The following is a 14,441-nucleotide window of genomic DNA, read 5'->3' on the forward strand; positions in this document are numbered from 1 at the left end:
TCCCCAGTACGACGAAAGGACGGACCGCAGTGAGCCTTGCCGACAGCCACGCCGCTCCCGAGGCCCCCGCGAGGGGACGCCCCCGGAGCGAGGCGGTGGAGCGCGCCATCGTCGAAGGCGTGATGAAGCTGCTGGAGGACGGCGTGCCGCTCGCCGAACTCTCCATCGAGCGCATCGCCCGCACCGCAGGCGTCGGCAAGGCCACCATCTACCGCCGCTGGAGCGGCAAGGAGGAGCTCTTCGTCGACGTGATCCGCGCCGCCGAGCCCGCCGACTCCGAACTCCCCGGCACCTCCATGCGCGACGACCTCGTGGCGCTGCTGGAACAGCTGCGCCGGCGCGGGCTGGTCAGCCGCTCCTCGGCGCTCCTGCACAACGTCTACGCCCAGATGAAGAGCAGCCCGAAGATCTGGTCCGCCTACCACGCCACCGTCGTCGATCCCCGCCGCAGGCTGGGGTTCGAGATCCTGCGCCGCGGGCAGCGCAACGGCGAGCTGCGCACGGACATCGACGTCGAGCTGCTCAACGACATCTTCGTCGGACCCATGCTGGTCCGCTCCGTCATGCGTCCCGACGCCGACCTGCCCGAAGGCCTGTCGGAGCAGGTCGTCGACGCGGTGCTCGACGGGCTACGGCCCGTCAGTTCCTAGCCAGGGCGAATGTGCGCGTTTCGTCACAGACGCCGGCGAGGGCGCCGTAACCGGAACCCCCTGTGCGGACTTGCTCGTCCTCGTGCCCGTACGGCCGTCATGGGACGGCAGGAACGAGCCGATCATCCCCTAGGGTCGTCAAGAGCACGGGGGAACGGTGTGCACGGCAGGCGGTGAGGCGACGGTATGGCGCAACAGGCGTATGTGACGGAGACGGAAAACGGCGGCTCGGGAACCGGGCAGCGGGGCTTCCGGATTCGGCGCCTGATGGACCGCTACCTCGACGGCTGGCGGGACGGCCCGCGGATCTGGCGCCGCGGAATCGTGCTGGCCGTGCTCGCGGTGGTCGTCGCCCTGGTGATGCTGCTGCACTCGCGCATCCCCAACCGCGTCGGCAACCTGGGCAGCCTCACGGAGACCTTCCTGCCCTGGCTGGGCCTGCTGGTGCCGGTCCTGCTCGTCCTGGCCCTGGTGCGCCGGTCGGCGACGGCGCTCATCGCGGCACTGCTGCCCGCCATCGTCTGGGTGAACCTCTTCGGCGGGCTGCTCACCGACAAGTCGGGTACCGGCGGCGACCTGACCGTGGCCACCCACAACGTCAACGCCGACAACCCCGACCCCTCCGGCACCGCCCGCGACGTGGCCGCCTCCGGCGCCGACGTCCTCGCCCTGGAGGAGCTGAAGGCGTCGGCGGTGCCGGCGTACGAGGAGGCCCTCGCGGCGACGTATCGCTACCACTCGGTGCAGGGCACGGTCGGGCTGTGGAGCAAGTACCCGCTCACCGACGTCCGGGACGTCGACATCAAGCTGGGCTGGACGCGGGCCATGCGCGCCACGGTGGCGACGCCCGCCGGGCCGGTCGCGGTCTACGTCGCCCACATGCCCTCGGTGCGGGTGAAGGTGAACGCGGGGTTCACGGCCCGGCAGCGGGACACCAGCTCGGACGCCCTGGGCAAGGCCATCGCGGGCGAGCAACTGCCCAAGGTGATCCTGCTGGGTGACCTCAACGGCACCATGAACGACCGTTCGCTCAACGAGGTCACCTCCCAGATGCGCTCCACGCAGGGGGCGGTGGGCAGCGGCTTCGGGTTCAGCTGGCCGGCGTCGTTCCCGATGGCGCGGATCGACCAGATCATGGTCAGGGGGATCGAGCCGGAGAGCTCCTGGACGCTGCCGCGCACGGGCAGCGACCACCTGCCGGTGGCCGCCCGTGTGAAGGTCGGCACATCGGCGACGGGGTCCTGAACCGTTGGAATACTGGGTCTGAGAGACTTTGTTCCGTACTTGAACATACGGATGCCGTACGGAACTCCGCTCTGAGAGGTCTCTCATGCCCCTGGCCCTGCTCGCCCTAGCCGTTGGCGCCTTCGGCATTGGCACGACCGAGTTCGTCATGATGGGCCTGCTGCCCGACGTCGCGAACGACCTGCACATCTCCATCCCCGCCGCCGGTCACCTGGTCTCGGCGTACGCGCTGGGCGTCGTCATCGGCGCCCCGCTGCTGGCCGCGGTGACCGCGCGGCTGTCCCGCCGCCACGTCCTCATCGGCCTCATGGCCCTGTTCGTCGCGGGCAACGCGCTCTCCGCCCTCGCGCCCGGGTACGACTCGTTGCTGGCCGCGCGTTTCCTGAGCGGTCTGCCGCACGGCGCCTTCTTCGGCGTGGGTGCCGTGGTGGCGACCGGCATGGTGGCGCCGGAGCGCAGGGCCCGCTCCGTGTCCCTGATGTTCCTCGGCCTGACCGTGGCCAACATCGCGGGCGTCCCGGTCGCCACCCTCGTGGGCCAGCACCTCGGCTGGCGGGCGACCTTCTTCAGCGTCAGCACGATCGGCCTTGCGGCGATCGTCTCGCTGGCCCTGCTCGTCCCGCACGACCACACGCACGCCTCCGCGACCGGGCTGCGCGGCGAACTCGCCGCCCTGCGCTCGCTGCCCGTCTGGCTGGCCCTGGGCACGACCGTGGCCGGTTTCGGCGCGCTGTTCGCGGCCTACAGTTACGTGACGCCCATGCTCACGGACTTCGCCGGGTACGCCGAGACCAGCGTGACGCTGCTGCTGGCGCTCTTCGGCGTGGGCGCGACCGCCGGCAACCTGCTCGGCGGGCGGCTGGCCGACCACTCGATGCGCGGCACCCTGTTCGGCGGCCTCGCCTCCCTGGCGGTGGTGCTGCTGCTGTTCCCGGTGCTCATGCAGGCGGAGTGGAGCGCGGCCCTCGGGGTCGCCCTCCTCGGCATGGCCGCGTTCATCACCGGCTCCCCGCTCCAGCTCATGGTCATGGAGAAGGCCTCCGCGGCCCCCTCCCTGGCCTCCTCCGCCAACCAGGCCGCCTTCAACCTGGCGAACGCGGGCGGCGCTTGGATCGGCGGCCTGGCCCTGGCGTCCGGTTTCGGCGTGACGTCCCCGGCGCTCGCGGGCGCGGCGCTGGCTGCGCTCGGCCTGGCCGTGGCTGGGTTGGCGTACGCGGTGGACCGACGGCGGGAGATCGTCCGGCTGGGCCGGGTGGTCGCCACACATGTGCCGGAGCAGTCGGGGGCGTTGCACCACTGACCCGGGAGGTGGCCCCCAGATCCTCCCGGGTGCCACCGTGCATCGAATTCACCACCCGGTGGGTCACGCACGTCGGCGGGCCCCTTCGAAGCCGTCGGGGATCAGATCGAGCCCGTTCAAGCGTTGGTCAATGGCCGGGCCACCGAACGGGGGAACTGGACCAGCCTCGAACTCGGCATGGAGAAGGACCCGCCGAAACCAGAGCATGAACAGCTCGCCCTCGACGGGACCTGACAGGCGCTGCTTACCAGTTAGCTGGACGCCTGGATCGCCCGCGTGATCTCCTTGCCGGTTGACGCGATGACGATGGACCACTCGTCCTTCAGATTCTGTGACAGGTGCTCGCTGCCTTCATCGCTATGCAGGATCACCGTGCCGCCTGGCAGGATGAGAGTAGCATCCAGCCGCCGGAGCAACTCGGAGATGACGTCCATGATCTCGTCCCCTCCGAAATGGTTGATCGTGATGGTTTTTTCAGAGCTGAGGTACACATCCGCCTCTCCTCCGCTTTCCGACTTGATTTGAAGGAATCCGTGTTCTGGGTCCCGTGCCGTCACGTATAGGTCAAGAACCTCGTGGACGATATCCATGTCTAGCGGTTCCTGTTCGCCGTTGACGAACCGGCAGACGTATACGTCGTAACTCACATGTGGCTCCAGGAGTCTGTTCAGGCGGGCAGGCGGATGCGATCCTATGCGACCTGTTGCTGCTGGTGCCCCATCAGGTGGGGCACCAGCAGCTCAATCAAGAGGCAGGCGGGGTATAAACGACCTTGACCCGCTTGAGCTTGTCGTTCTCGGCGAACAGCTTCACCGCATCTTCGAACACGTCGCGCTCAGCGATGTGCCACTCGATGGGTGTGTTCGGCGCTGCTGCGACCTGCTTTTCAGCTTGCGGGACGAAGTCCTCCTGCACGACATTGGGCCTGAATTCGCGGATCTTCGAGTAGCCTGGGCCCTTTGCTTCCAGGAGGACTCCCTTCTGGAATCCGTCGAACTTCAGCTCGCCCACGGCGTTCGGCGTGTTGAAGATCTTGTAGCCGAACCCATCGGGGACCCCGGTGATTTGGAACTCGTATGCGACCGCCCTGACGCTCTTACCTTTCTCGTTGGTGAACACCCACTTTCCCGGACCTCCGAGTTCGATCCAAGGCAGTTTGCCGCGGGCGATTGCCTTCGCGGCGATACCGGCGATGACATCGTCGGACACCTTGAGGGCGCGCAGGCCCCTCCATGCGTCTTCAAACCCGATGCCGGTCTTCGCCGCGGCGTCCACCGCCTTGACTGCGTCGGCCAGAGCCTTGAGAGGCCTGCCGACAGGAGCGACCATCGCTGCGGTCCAAGCGCACGACGAACTGCTGCCATGCCAACACCTGAAGACGTCGCCGAGGACGATCTCGAACAGGACCGCGCCGAGTGTGTCACCGAAGAGGGCCTGCCAGCCCGCCTTGATGATCTGCTCTCCGGTGAAGTGGTACTCCCACACAAAGGGGTCGGTCTTGATGTGCTCCGATTGAAGGTACTTCCAAGCTGCCTTCGGACACCCCTCAGCGGTGGCCAGCGCACTTTCATCGGTGCACAAGTAGAAGTCGGCGACGACATCCAAAACCAGTTCATACTTGGCGTCGCAGCCGACAAGGGGAGCATTTGACGGACATTCGCCGATCTGCTTGGCGCTGACCATCTTGGCCGTCTTCTCGTCGACCACGTAGAAGACGGCCGCGACACCAGTCGCGCCGCCGGTGGAGACCTGCTGGTTGGCCTGCTTGCGGGCCGCCTCTTCGGCCGCTTGCTGAGCCTCCTTGGCGTATTTGTCCGCATCCTTGGCGGCCTGTTCGGCCTCCGTGGCGGCTGTGTCGGCACGGTCGGCGGCGGAGCGGGCGTCCTTGGCTGCCTGTTCGGCCTGGGAGGCCGCTGAGCGGGCGGCGGAGGCGTCGAGTTCGGCGGCGTCGGCGCTGTCGCGGGCGTCCTTGGCGTAGCCCTCGGCGTTGCCGGCTGCCTTGTCGGCGGCTGCGGCGTCCTCGGTGGCCTGTTTGTCGTATTCGACGGTGCGGGCCAGGGAGTCGGCTGCCTTCGAGGCGGCCTTGGCCGCGTCGGCCGCGTAGCCGAGGGCGTCCTTGGAGTAGGTGCGGGCGTCGGCCGCGTATTGGGCGGCGTTCGCTGCGTGCTGGTACGCCTCCTTCGCATCCCCCTTCGCCTGGTCGGCGAGGTTCTTGGCCGCTTCCGCCTCGGCTGCCGCGTTCTTGGCGTGCGCGTCGGCGACCGCCTGCTGCTGCTCGGCGATGGTCTTCGACGCCTGTCCGGTCAGCACGACGAGGCCGGCGGCGGAGTCGGTGTCGACGTAAGGGGAGCCGAGCTGGACGGCGTCGTTGGCGGGCTGGGCGACCTGCTCCGCCGCCTTGCCGGCGTCGACGGCGGCCTGGGCGGTGACATGGGCGAACCCGGCCGCCTTGGCCGAGGCCGCCAATGCCTTGCCGGCCTCCGCGTTCGCCGTATCGGCCTGCGCCTTGGCGTCCTTGGCGTGCTGCTCGGCCTCGTCGGCGAGCTTGACCGCCGTCTTGGCCTCGGCGGCGGCGTCCTGGGAGGCCTTGATCGCGTCCGCGGCGGCGCTGGTCGCGGTCTTCACCGCCGAGTCCGCCTTCAGCTTGTCGGCCTGGGCGGCGTCCGCGTCCGAGCGGGCCCGCTTGGCCGCCGCTTCGGCGCGGGTGGCGGCGGCGTCAGCGTCGGCGGCCGCCTGGGTGGCCGCATCGGCTTCGGAGCGTGCCTTGTTCGCCGCGGCTTCGGCGTCGTCGGCTGCCTTGTCGGCGTCGTTGGCGGCGGCGCGGGCCGCGTCGGCGGCGTCTCCGGAGCCCAGGGAGTCGGCGTAGGCGTCCTTGGCGTCGGCCTTGGCGCGCGCGGCGTCGGCCTTCTGCTCGGCGTCCCACGCGTCGTCGCGCATGGCCTTGGCGTGGTCCTTGGCCTTGACCGCGTCGTCGCGCCGGTCCTCGGCGGTCTTCTCCGCGGCCTCCGCCTTGTCCTTGGCGTCCTTCGCCCTGCTCGCCTCGGACTCGGCGTTCTTGCGGTGCTCGGCGGCCTCGGCGCGGCTGGCGGCGGCGTTCTCCTTCTCCGCCTTGGCCGTCTTCTCCTCGGCCTCGGCGGCCAGCCGCTTGGCGTGCGCGTCGGCGGCGGCCGCCTTCGCGTCACCCTCGGCCTTCAGCGCGTCGGCGAGCTTCGCCTCCGCGGTCTCCTTGTCCTTCTTGGCGTTGTCCCGGTGGATCTTCGCCGCGTCGGCGGCGGCCTTCGCCTGCCACTCGGCCGCCTTGGCGGCCTCCTTGCGGAACTCCGCCTTCGACTGGGCGGCTTGGGCCAGGGCACGCTGCGTGACGGTCTGAGTGTCCCCGGCGGAGGCGCGGGTGGCGGCTTCGGCGGTCTCGGCGGCCTTCTCCATTGCCTGCAGTGCGGCGACCGAACCCTTGGTGACCTGGTCCTTCTGCTGGCCGACCAGCAGACCCCGGCCCCTGGGCGCGCCGTTGGCGTCGGCGATGCCGTAGGCGGCCTGAATCGCCGCGTCCGACGTCGTGGCGGCCTTCTGCGCCGTGGCGAGCTGTGCCTTGACGGCGGCGAGCTGCTTCTTCGCCTCCGACTGCGCACTCGTGACGTTGGCCTTGGCCTTGTCCACGTCGGCCTTCGACGGCGCGCTGCCGGTGTGGCCCTTGGGGACGATGCGGAGCTTCTGCGCGTTGGAGCCGTTGCACGTGTTCAGCTGGGCGTCTTTGCCGTTGTCGAACGCGGCCAGGTTCAGGCACTTGTCCGTGGCGATGTTGCGCAGCTCGCCCGCGGCGCGGACGTTGAACGTCCACTGCTGTGCCTTGCCGCTGCCGCAGTCCCTGATCTGGATCTTCGTGCCGTTGGCGTTGGCGCCGTTCAGCACCTCCAGGCACTTCTGCGCGTTGACGTTCAGAAGGGTGTAGTGGCCGTCGTAGACACCCCACAGCTGCCACTTCTGGGCGCTGTTGCTGTTGCAGGTGTTGATCTGGACCGGGGTGCCGTTGGTCTTGCCGGCGCCCTGGACCTCAAGGCACTTGCCCCTGGCCCCCTCCACCTGGATCTGCAGCGGGGCGTCACCGATCCAGTTGAGGCCGCCCTCGGTGTAGTGGTCCAGCCAGCGGGTGGAGTAGTCCGCGATCCACGACTGGCCCAGGACCTTGCCCAGGGCGAAGGCGCCGTCCTGCAACGCCTTCGTGGCACTGACGTTGGCCGCCAGGATCTGCTGTCGCTGCGTGGCCTGGGAAGCGATCTCCTGCTGCCACTCGGCGGACGCCTGCGCGACCTCCTTGCCGAGAACCCGGTCCGGGTCGATCGGGTCGTGCCACGCGCACGCGGCGAAGCGGGACTTCAAGTCCTCGACCGCGATACGGAACTCCGGGCTGTCCGTAGCGGGGGCCGTGCGCGGGAAACCGCCCGAGGACAGGAAGATGCGGGCGTCATCGGCGAACACCCGGGGAACGAACAACTGATTGGGTTCGATCTTGCCGGAGTTCTTCTTCCACAGCGCCCATGCCTGCTGCTCCTCCGGAGACCCCCCAGAGGTGTACAACTGGTCGCCGATCGCGACCGCGACAGCCTTCGTGCTGTCGTCAGCAGTGGGCGACGTCTCGTAGAACGGGGAGAACAGGTCGACCGACTTGAAGTAAGACTGGTACAGCCACGGAAGCAGCCCGACCTGGTCGAAGATCTTGTTCGCTCCCTGCGGTGCGCCAGGGTAGGAGTCCAGGCCGCTGACCGTGCTGGACCAGGCCTGCCCCTGGTCGCCGACCTTCTTGACCCACTGGTCGCTGTTGGTCCCGTCCGCGTACAACGCCTGCTGCAGGGGGGTGTTGGTGTTGGAGAGGTCCCGGTCGAGCTTCTGGTGGAGCTGGTCGGGCGGCAGTCCTATCGCGTTCTGCGCGAGGGCGAACAAGTTCGGTCCGCCCTTGCGGAGGGTGTCAGCGGCCACACACTGGTCCCCGCGCAGCTGTTCAGCTGCTTTGGTGTCGTAGCCGTCGTAGGAATCGCCAACGAGGCTTGCGTGGTCCTGGTCCGTGCGGCCTGCAAGGCCGGGCCTGACGGTAAGGCCGAGGACGACCGACACCGTGGTCAGCAGAAGGATGATTCGAGCAATCAGCCCTGAATTTCCAGCGGTTGGTATGAGGGATCTTCGTAATCGGGAAGGCAACGGAGCACCACTTTCTTCTTCAGAATGTGTATGCGCCGGATGGTCGGCCGATGCTCCGCAGAGCGGTGGATGTCAAGGAATCTCACGGGGACTCAGAAGTGCAGCCGCTGGCCGGGCTTACGCACATGGACGGCAAGACGGCATGGCGATGCGATCCCTCCCCGTGAGCGACGGCGTTCCCCCGGTCGCTGACTGATGTGCGCGTACGGAGTGGTCAGGCTCCGCCAATGCGCGGCATCACTGTAGACACATTCAGAAGAGTTCGTACAGGTGTTCCTGTGAGATTTCTGTATGTGCGGACGGCTGGCGGGGCGCGGCGGGTGACCACAGATGGCCGAGTTTCGATCCCGATAGCCTTCGTCTTCGTGATGCGCGCCTGGATTTTGCCGATGCTGTTCGTGCTCTGCGGCTCAGTCGTCGCGAGCGCGCTGGTTCTGAAGGGGAGCCCTGGCGCTGCCGTAGTGCTCCTGCTGGTGTTCGTGTCGCTCGCAGGCCTGAACTCGCCTCTCGTCTTCCCGAGGTCGATCGCAGCCGTGGAAGCGCAACGCCGCAGTGCTGCCGACGGCCGGCCGGTCGTCTTCTGGCGGCCGGGCTGCACGTACTGTCTGCGCCTGCGTATCCGGTTGGGCCGTCGTGCCCGGCAGGCGCACTGGGTCGACATCTGGCGTGACCCGGCTGGAGCCGCGGCGGTGAGGGCGGTCAACGAGGGCAACGAGACCGTGCCGACCGTCTTCATGGCCGGTCGGCCTCACGTCAACCCCGATCCGGAATGGGTGCGCGAGCAACTCTCTCGTTCTGCGTGACCGACCGTTGCCCCGGTTCGGCCAGCTCGCACCAGACCGTCTTGCGGTCCGCTCCCTGGTCCACGCCCCAACACTGGGCAAGTGCGTCGACCAGCGTCAGACCACGGCCCGACTCGGCCGTTTCGGCGGCGGACAGGAGGGTGGGCAGTGCGCGTGGGTCCGGATTGGTGACCTCGATACGGGTGTGACCGAGGTCCGTGCCGGTGACGCGGACGGTCACCGGGGTGCCCTCGCCGAGATGGTCGATGACGTTCGTCAGTAACTCCGTGACGCACAGGCGGACTTCGAAGTCGAGTGTGCGAAGGTGGTGGCGCAGTTCGGGTACGGCCTTGAGGGTGGCGAGCAGGTCGAGTTCGAAGGTCATCGCCCGGCCGCCGTCTTGCGGAGGGCGGTGGCGAGCGCGTGGGCCGTGGCCGTGTTGCAGTTCCCGAGCGCGACGAGGCAGGCCGGTGGTGCGTACCTGCCCGCGAAGCTCGGCAGGTCCGCCCGGAGGGAGGGCAGCGTGATGTCGTGCAGCGCGAGGGCGGCGCGGAGGTTCTCCACGCAGAGGGTGACGTCGTAGGCGGTGGGGGAGTGGTCGGGCATGGGGGTGACAGCCCTCTGTGCGGTGTGTGACGAATCCCTCACAGAATGTCGCTTGACTCGCTAGCGTGAAAGACGGTTCGCGTCCGCGACGTGAACGGCGGAAACGGCACGGTGAGTTACGGCGGTGAGGCGTGGTCCGACGCAAGGACATCGACGGCTCGATGAGCGTCCCTACCTTCTATGGCAAGGAGTTGCGGTGGAAGCGGGAGGCGGCGGGGATGTCGTTGGAGGCGTTCCTGGAGGGCAGCTTCTACGGCAAGACGTACCTCAGCGACATCGAGCACGGGGAGCGGAGGATGCCGCTCGATCTGGCCCGGCATGCGGACCGGGTGCTCAACACCGATGGGTTCTTCGAGCGGCACTGTGAGGATGTGCGGAAAGCGCGGAGGGGGCCGCATGCCGCCTACTTCGAGAAGGCCCTGGAGGCGGAGAAGTACGCGGAGTCCATTGAGCTGTGGTCCCCCATCATCTTCCCCGGGCTGCTCCAGACCGCCCCGTACGCTCGGACGCTGGTCCGGTCGGCCCACCCGGCGGCCTCCGATGAGTGGGTCGAGGAGAAGGTGACGGCCCGCCTCGCCCGCGCCCGCCTCTTCGAGGAGGATCACTCCACCCCGGAGTACTGGGCGGTCCTGCACGAGTCGCTGATCGCGGACCCGGTCCTTCCTCCGCTGGAGATGGCCGAACAGTTGGACCGGGTCGTGGAGTTGGCCGAGCGGCGCCGGATCACTCCGCAGGTCGTTCCGCGGACGTGCGGCGCGTATCCCCTGATGGCCGCCTCCATCATGGTGATGACCTTCCCGGACGCGCCGCCGCTGATCTACACCGAGGCGTCCTACAGTGGTGACACCATCGACGATCCGGCCCTCGTGAAGCAGTACCGCAAGGCATACGATCGGCTCAGGGCTGTCGCGCTGTCACCAGACACGTCCCTCGACATGATCAAGGCAGCGGCAGGGGATTTCCGAAATGGCAAGCAACCGGATCGACTTGAGTGACGCGCTCTGGTTCAAGAGCAGCTACAGCAACGGTGACGGCGGGGAATGCGTCGAAGTGGCCGGCGACTTCCCCGGCGCCGCCATCTGGCGCAAGTCGAGCTACAGCAACGGTGACGGCGGCGACTGTGTCGAGATCGCCAGCGACTTCCCCGGCGCCGCCATCTGGCGCAAGTCGAGCTACAGCAACGGTGACGGCGGCAACTGCGTCGAAGTCGCCCACGACATCCCCGGCCTCGTCCCCGTACGCGACTCCAAGGCCCCCGAACGCCCCGCCCTCATCCTCAGCGCCACCGCCTGGGCCCCCTTCGTCGCCTCGCTCAAGCGGTGAACCAAGGGGCCCAGAAGGGCCCTCACCCTCACGCCTCCGGGATGTCGAACCGGGCCAGGTCCCGCAGCCAGGCCCGCGCGTTGCCGTCGGACGGGGCGCGCCAGTCGCTGCGCGGGGAGAGGGAGCCGCCGGCCGAGACCTTCGGGCCGTTCGGCATCGCCGAGCGCTTGAACTGCGCGAAGGCGAAGAAGCGGCGGCAGAAGACCTCCAGCCAGTGGCGGATCTCCGCAAGGTCGTACGCCACCCGCTTGGCCTGAGGGAAGTTCGGCGGCCAGGCGCCGGCTTCCGGGTCGTGCCAGGCGTGCCAGGCCAGGAAGGCGATCTTCGACGGCCGGAAGCCGTAGCGCAGCACGTGGAAGAGCGTGAAGTCGTGCAGCGCGTACGGGCCGATCTTGGACTCGGTGGACTGCATCTCCTCGCCCGGTACGAGCTCGGGGCTGATCTCGGTGTCGAGGATCGCGGAGAGCGTCTTGCCGGTCTCCTCGTCGAACTGTCCGCTGCTGATGACCCAGCGGATCAGATGCTGGATCAGCGTCTTGGGCACGCCCGAGTTGACGTTGTAGTGGCTCATCTGGTCGCCCACGCCGTACGTGGACCAGCCGAGCGCCAGCTCGGAGAGGTCGCCGGTGCCGAGCACGATGCCGCCGCGCTGGTTGGCCAGCCGGAAGAGGTAGTCGGTGCGCAGGCCGGCCTGCACGTTCTCGAAGGTGACGTCGTACACCGGCTCGCCGGACGCGAACGGGTGGCCCATCTCCTTCAGCATCAGCCGCGCGGTGGGCGTGATGTCCAGCTCGGCCGCGGTGACGCCGAGCGAGTTCATCAGCTTGTGGGCGTTGTCCTTGGTGTGGTCGCTGGTGGCGAAGCCGGGCAGCGTGAAGGCCAGGATGTCGCTGCGCGGGCGGCCCGCGCGGTCCATCGCGCGGGCGGCGACGATCAGCGCATGGGTGGAGTCGAGGCCGCCGGACACCCCGATGACCACCTTCGGGCCGCCGATCGACGCGAGTCGCTGCTGGAGGCCCTCGACCTGGATGTTGTACGCCTCGTAGCAGTCCAGGGCGAGACGGTCGGCGTCGGCGGGCACGAACGGGAAGCGCTCCAGGCGGCGGCGCAGCCCCAGGTCGGTGAGCGGCGGATCGAGCTCGAAGGAGACCGTCCGGAAGTCGTCGGTCCGGGCGCGGTGCGTACGGCGGTTGTCGTCGAACGTGCCCATGCGCTGCCGCTCCTGCCGCAGCAGGTCGAGGTCCACGTCGGCCACCGCGTAACTGTCGCCGAGCGGGAACCGCTCGGTCTCCGCCAGCAGCGCGCCGTTCTCGTAGATCATGGTCTGGCCGTCCCAGGCCAGGTCCGTGGTCGACTCGCCCAGTCCGGCGGCCGCGTAGACGTACGCGGCGAGGCAGCGGGAGGACGCCGAACGGCACAGCAGCTTGCGGTCCTCCGCCCGCCCGACCGTGATCGGGCTGCCCGAGAGGTTGACGAGGAGCGTCGCACCGGCGAGGGCCGCCTCCGCGCTGGGCGGCACCGGCACCCACATGTCCTCGCAGATCTCCGCGTGCAGCACGAGACCGGGAACGTCGTCCGCCGCGAAGAGCAGGTCCACGCCGAACGGTACGGCCTCGCCGCCGACGCGGATCGACCCGCCGCGCTCGTCGGCGCCGTCGCCGATCTGCCGGCGCTCGTAGAACTCCCGGTAGTTCGGCGGGTACGACTTGGGCACGACACCGAGGACACGGCCGCGGTGCACGATCACCGCGCAGTTGTAGATCCGGTTGCGGTGGCGCAGCGGGGCACCGACGACCAGGACCGGCAGCAGCTCCGCCGACCCGGCGACCACCTGCTGCAACGCCTCCTCCACCTGATCGAGCAGCGCGTCCTGCAGCAGCAGGTCCTCGATCGAGTAGCCACAGAGCACCATCTCCGGGAAGACGGCGACGGCGACGCCTTCCCCGGCGCACCGGCGCGCGTGGCGCAGGACCGCTTCGGCGTTGGTGGGCGGGTCCGCGATGACGGTGTGACCCGTGCACGCGGCGACGCGTGCGAAGCCGTGCTGATAGATCGACCAGAAGTTCAACGGAGGCACGAGCCCCAGTGTAATCATGTAATCGTCAGAGCGACGCGATGGGGTGGGTGGTACGGAGGTGTGGGACACCCCACGGACGCGGAGGCCCGCGTGAGCGGCCATGACGCTCTTGGGGCACCACGCTGGGCGGCACCAGGGGAGACGAGACCAGGGGAGACGGCACCAGGGGAGACGGCACCAGGGATGCGGCATCACGGAGGGCGGCCATGACCTTCGTAGGCATCGACGGCGTGGTCCACCACGTCGTCGTCGACGGCAGGGGACCGCTGTGCGTGCTGAGCCCCGGGCTCGGGATGTGCTGGTTCGACTGGGACCCGGTCGTCCCCCTGCTCGCCCCGCACCGCACCGTCGTCCGCTTCGACCGCCCCGGGCTCGGCCTCAGCGGGCGCACGCGCGCGTGGCCGACGCTCGCCGGGGAGGCGCGGCGCATCGCGGCCCTGCTGGACACGCTCGGTCTGGACGGGCCCGTAACGCTGGTCGGGCACTCGCTCGCCGGGTTCCACACGGAGGCCTTCGCCCGGCTCTTCCCCTCGCGTGCGGCCGGGCTGGTGCTGGTGGACTCCAGCGTGGAGGAGGACGCCCACCATCGACGCGTGCACGCGGCCCGGCACATCCTCACGCGCGCGTGCGGCACGCTGGCGAGCGCGGCGGGGCTGTCCCGTGTGGCCGGGCCCGCGCTGCGCCGGGCGGCGGTCCGCGCGGGCCGGGTGGGCGGCGGCGAGCCGGCGCCGTACGACCTGGTCCGGCGCGCCTACTCCACGAGCCGCTGGCTGCACGCGGCGCTGGCCGAGAACGCCACCTACCCCGACCAGGCCGTCGCCCTGGCCGCGCTGCGGCAGCGGGTGCCCCTGCCGGCCGGCCTGCCGGTCACGGTGCTGGCCTGCGACGACCCGCGGCGGCCCCGGCACCGGCGGGAGGAATGGCTGGCCCGGCAGCGGGCCCTGGCCGCCCTTCTGGACGGCACCCTGCGCGTCAGCGCCCCCGCCGGGCACCTGGTCATGCTGGACCGTCCGGCGGACGTGGCCGACGCCGTGCTCCACACGCGGGTGCGCCCGCTCTTCGCGGAGGGTGAGCGGGCGCAGGGCCCGGCCGACTGACCTGGGTCAGGGACGGAGTTCCAGACATGGGTGGGCCCGCTCTTCGCGGAGGGTGAGCGGGCGCAGGGCCCGGCCGACTGACCTGGGTCAGGGACGGAGCTCCAGACATGGGTGGGCCCGCTCTTCGCGGAGGGTGAGCGGGCGCAGGGCCCGGCCGACTGACCTGGG

At 69.3% G+C, this 14,441-nt stretch carries 12 protein-coding genes; 7 read left to right on the forward strand and 5 right to left on the reverse strand.

What is annotated here, in order from left to right:
* Positions 1 to 29: 29 nt before the first annotated feature.
* From AB0A61_RS26290 to AB0A61_RS26300, 3 genes are all read left to right on the forward strand, one after another.
* Positions 30 to 650, forward strand: coding sequence for a TetR/AcrR family transcriptional regulator (locus tag AB0A61_RS26290; RefSeq protein WP_361296926.1), 621 nt, complete (start codon positions 30 to 32; stop codon positions 648 to 650).
* Between the two features lie 186 nt (positions 651 to 836).
* The gene (locus AB0A61_RS26295) at positions 837 to 1,895 is read left to right on the forward strand and encodes an endonuclease/exonuclease/phosphatase family protein (RefSeq protein ID WP_361296929.1); all 1,059 of its coding nucleotides are present in this window, start codon (positions 837 to 839) and stop codon (positions 1,893 to 1,895) included.
* 85 nt (positions 1,896 to 1,980) lie between these two features.
* A complete protein-coding gene (locus AB0A61_RS26300; RefSeq protein WP_361296932.1) occupies positions 1,981 to 3,195 on the forward strand; it encodes an MFS transporter in 1,215 nt (404 codons plus the stop codon).
* A 251-nt stretch (positions 3,196 to 3,446) separates the two neighbouring features.
* On the opposite strand, the gene AB0A61_RS26305 is transcribed toward AB0A61_RS26300, so the two are convergent.
* Both AB0A61_RS26305 and AB0A61_RS26310 read right to left on the reverse strand, forming a co-directional pair.
* On the reverse strand, positions 3,447 to 3,842 hold the full coding sequence (locus tag AB0A61_RS26305) for a hypothetical protein (protein ID WP_361296935.1): 396 nt from the start codon (positions 3,840 to 3,842) through the stop codon (positions 3,447 to 3,449).
* Positions 3,843 to 3,939: 97 nt separating this feature from the next.
* The gene (locus tag AB0A61_RS26310; protein ID WP_361296938.1) at positions 3,940 to 8,169 is read right to left on the reverse strand and encodes a ricin-type beta-trefoil lectin domain protein; all 4,230 of its coding nucleotides are present in this window, start codon (positions 8,167 to 8,169) and stop codon (positions 3,940 to 3,942) included.
* 584 nt (positions 8,170 to 8,753) lie between these two features.
* Between AB0A61_RS26310 and AB0A61_RS26315 the strand changes: the two genes are divergently transcribed.
* The gene (locus tag AB0A61_RS26315) at positions 8,754 to 9,191 is read left to right on the forward strand and encodes a glutaredoxin domain-containing protein (RefSeq protein ID WP_361297069.1); all 438 of its coding nucleotides are present in this window, start codon (positions 8,754 to 8,756) and stop codon (positions 9,189 to 9,191) included.
* On the opposite strand, the gene AB0A61_RS26320 is transcribed toward AB0A61_RS26315, so the two are convergent.
* Together AB0A61_RS26320 and AB0A61_RS26325 are read right to left on the reverse strand one after the other, a co-directional pair.
* Complete coding sequence (locus AB0A61_RS26320; RefSeq protein WP_361296941.1) at positions 9,142 to 9,555, reverse strand: ATP-binding protein; 414 nt, start codon at positions 9,553 to 9,555, stop codon at positions 9,142 to 9,144. The two genes, AB0A61_RS26315 and AB0A61_RS26320, sit on opposite strands and share 50 nt — an antisense overlap.
* Positions 9,552 to 9,776 carry a hypothetical protein gene (locus tag AB0A61_RS26325; RefSeq protein ID WP_361296944.1) on the reverse strand — a complete coding sequence of 75 codons (225 nt, stop codon included), beginning with the start codon at positions 9,774 to 9,776 and terminating at the stop codon, positions 9,552 to 9,554. Before AB0A61_RS26325 ends, AB0A61_RS26320 begins: the two co-directional genes overlap by 4 nt.
* A gap of 131 nt (positions 9,777 to 9,907) precedes the next feature.
* Here AB0A61_RS26325 and AB0A61_RS26330 point away from each other — a divergent pair, with 131 nt between their 5' ends.
* Positions 9,908 to 10,771, forward strand: coding sequence for a helix-turn-helix transcriptional regulator (locus tag AB0A61_RS26330; RefSeq protein ID WP_361296947.1), 864 nt, complete (start codon positions 9,908 to 9,910; stop codon positions 10,769 to 10,771).
* Positions 10,743 to 11,099, forward strand: a complete 357-nt coding sequence (locus tag AB0A61_RS26335; RefSeq protein WP_361296950.1) for a DUF397 domain-containing protein — start codon at positions 10,743 to 10,745, stop codon at positions 11,097 to 11,099. The genes AB0A61_RS26330 and AB0A61_RS26335 overlap by 29 nt, the downstream gene beginning before the upstream one ends.
* A gap of 28 nt (positions 11,100 to 11,127) precedes the next feature.
* Here the strand turns inward: AB0A61_RS26335 and AB0A61_RS26340 are convergent, their stop codons facing one another.
* The gene (locus AB0A61_RS26340; protein ID WP_361296953.1) at positions 11,128 to 13,194 is read right to left on the reverse strand and encodes an NAD(+) synthase; all 2,067 of its coding nucleotides are present in this window, start codon (positions 13,192 to 13,194) and stop codon (positions 11,128 to 11,130) included.
* 188 nt (positions 13,195 to 13,382) lie between these two features.
* Here AB0A61_RS26340 and AB0A61_RS26345 point away from each other — a divergent pair, with 188 nt between their 5' ends.
* On the forward strand, positions 13,383 to 14,273 hold the full coding sequence (locus AB0A61_RS26345; protein WP_361296956.1) for an alpha/beta hydrolase: 891 nt from the start codon (positions 13,383 to 13,385) through the stop codon (positions 14,271 to 14,273).
* The last annotated feature ends 168 nt before the right edge of the window (positions 14,274 to 14,441 follow it).

Origin of the sequence: Streptomyces sp. NPDC046197 (genome assembly GCF_040646295.1) — a bacterium.
GTDB lineage: Bacteria > Actinomycetota > Actinomycetes > Streptomycetales > Streptomycetaceae > Streptomyces.

Excerpts from the sequence above, each read along its gene's own strand:
- AB0A61_RS26295 (WP_361296929.1), top strand. The coding sequence starts at position 837 with ATGGCGCAACAGGCGTATGTGACGGAGACGGAAAACGGCGGCTCGGGA.
- AB0A61_RS26300 (WP_361296932.1), top strand. The coding sequence starts at position 1,981 with ATGCCCCTGGCCCTGCTCGCCCTAGCCGTTGGCGCCTTCGGCATTGGC.
- AB0A61_RS26320 (WP_361296941.1), bottom strand. The coding sequence starts at position 9,555 with ATGACCTTCGAACTCGACCTGCTCGCCACCCTCAAGGCCGTACCCGAA.
- AB0A61_RS26325 (WP_361296944.1), bottom strand. The coding sequence starts at position 9,776 with ATGCCCGACCACTCCCCCACCGCCTACGACGTCACCCTCTGCGTGGAG.
- AB0A61_RS26335 (WP_361296950.1), top strand. The coding sequence starts at position 10,743 with ATGGCAAGCAACCGGATCGACTTGAGTGACGCGCTCTGGTTCAAGAGC.
- AB0A61_RS26340 (WP_361296953.1), bottom strand. The coding sequence starts at position 13,194 with ATGATTACACTGGGGCTCGTGCCTCCGTTGAACTTCTGGTCGATCTAT.
- AB0A61_RS26345 (WP_361296956.1), top strand. The coding sequence starts at position 13,383 with ATGACCTTCGTAGGCATCGACGGCGTGGTCCACCACGTCGTCGTCGAC.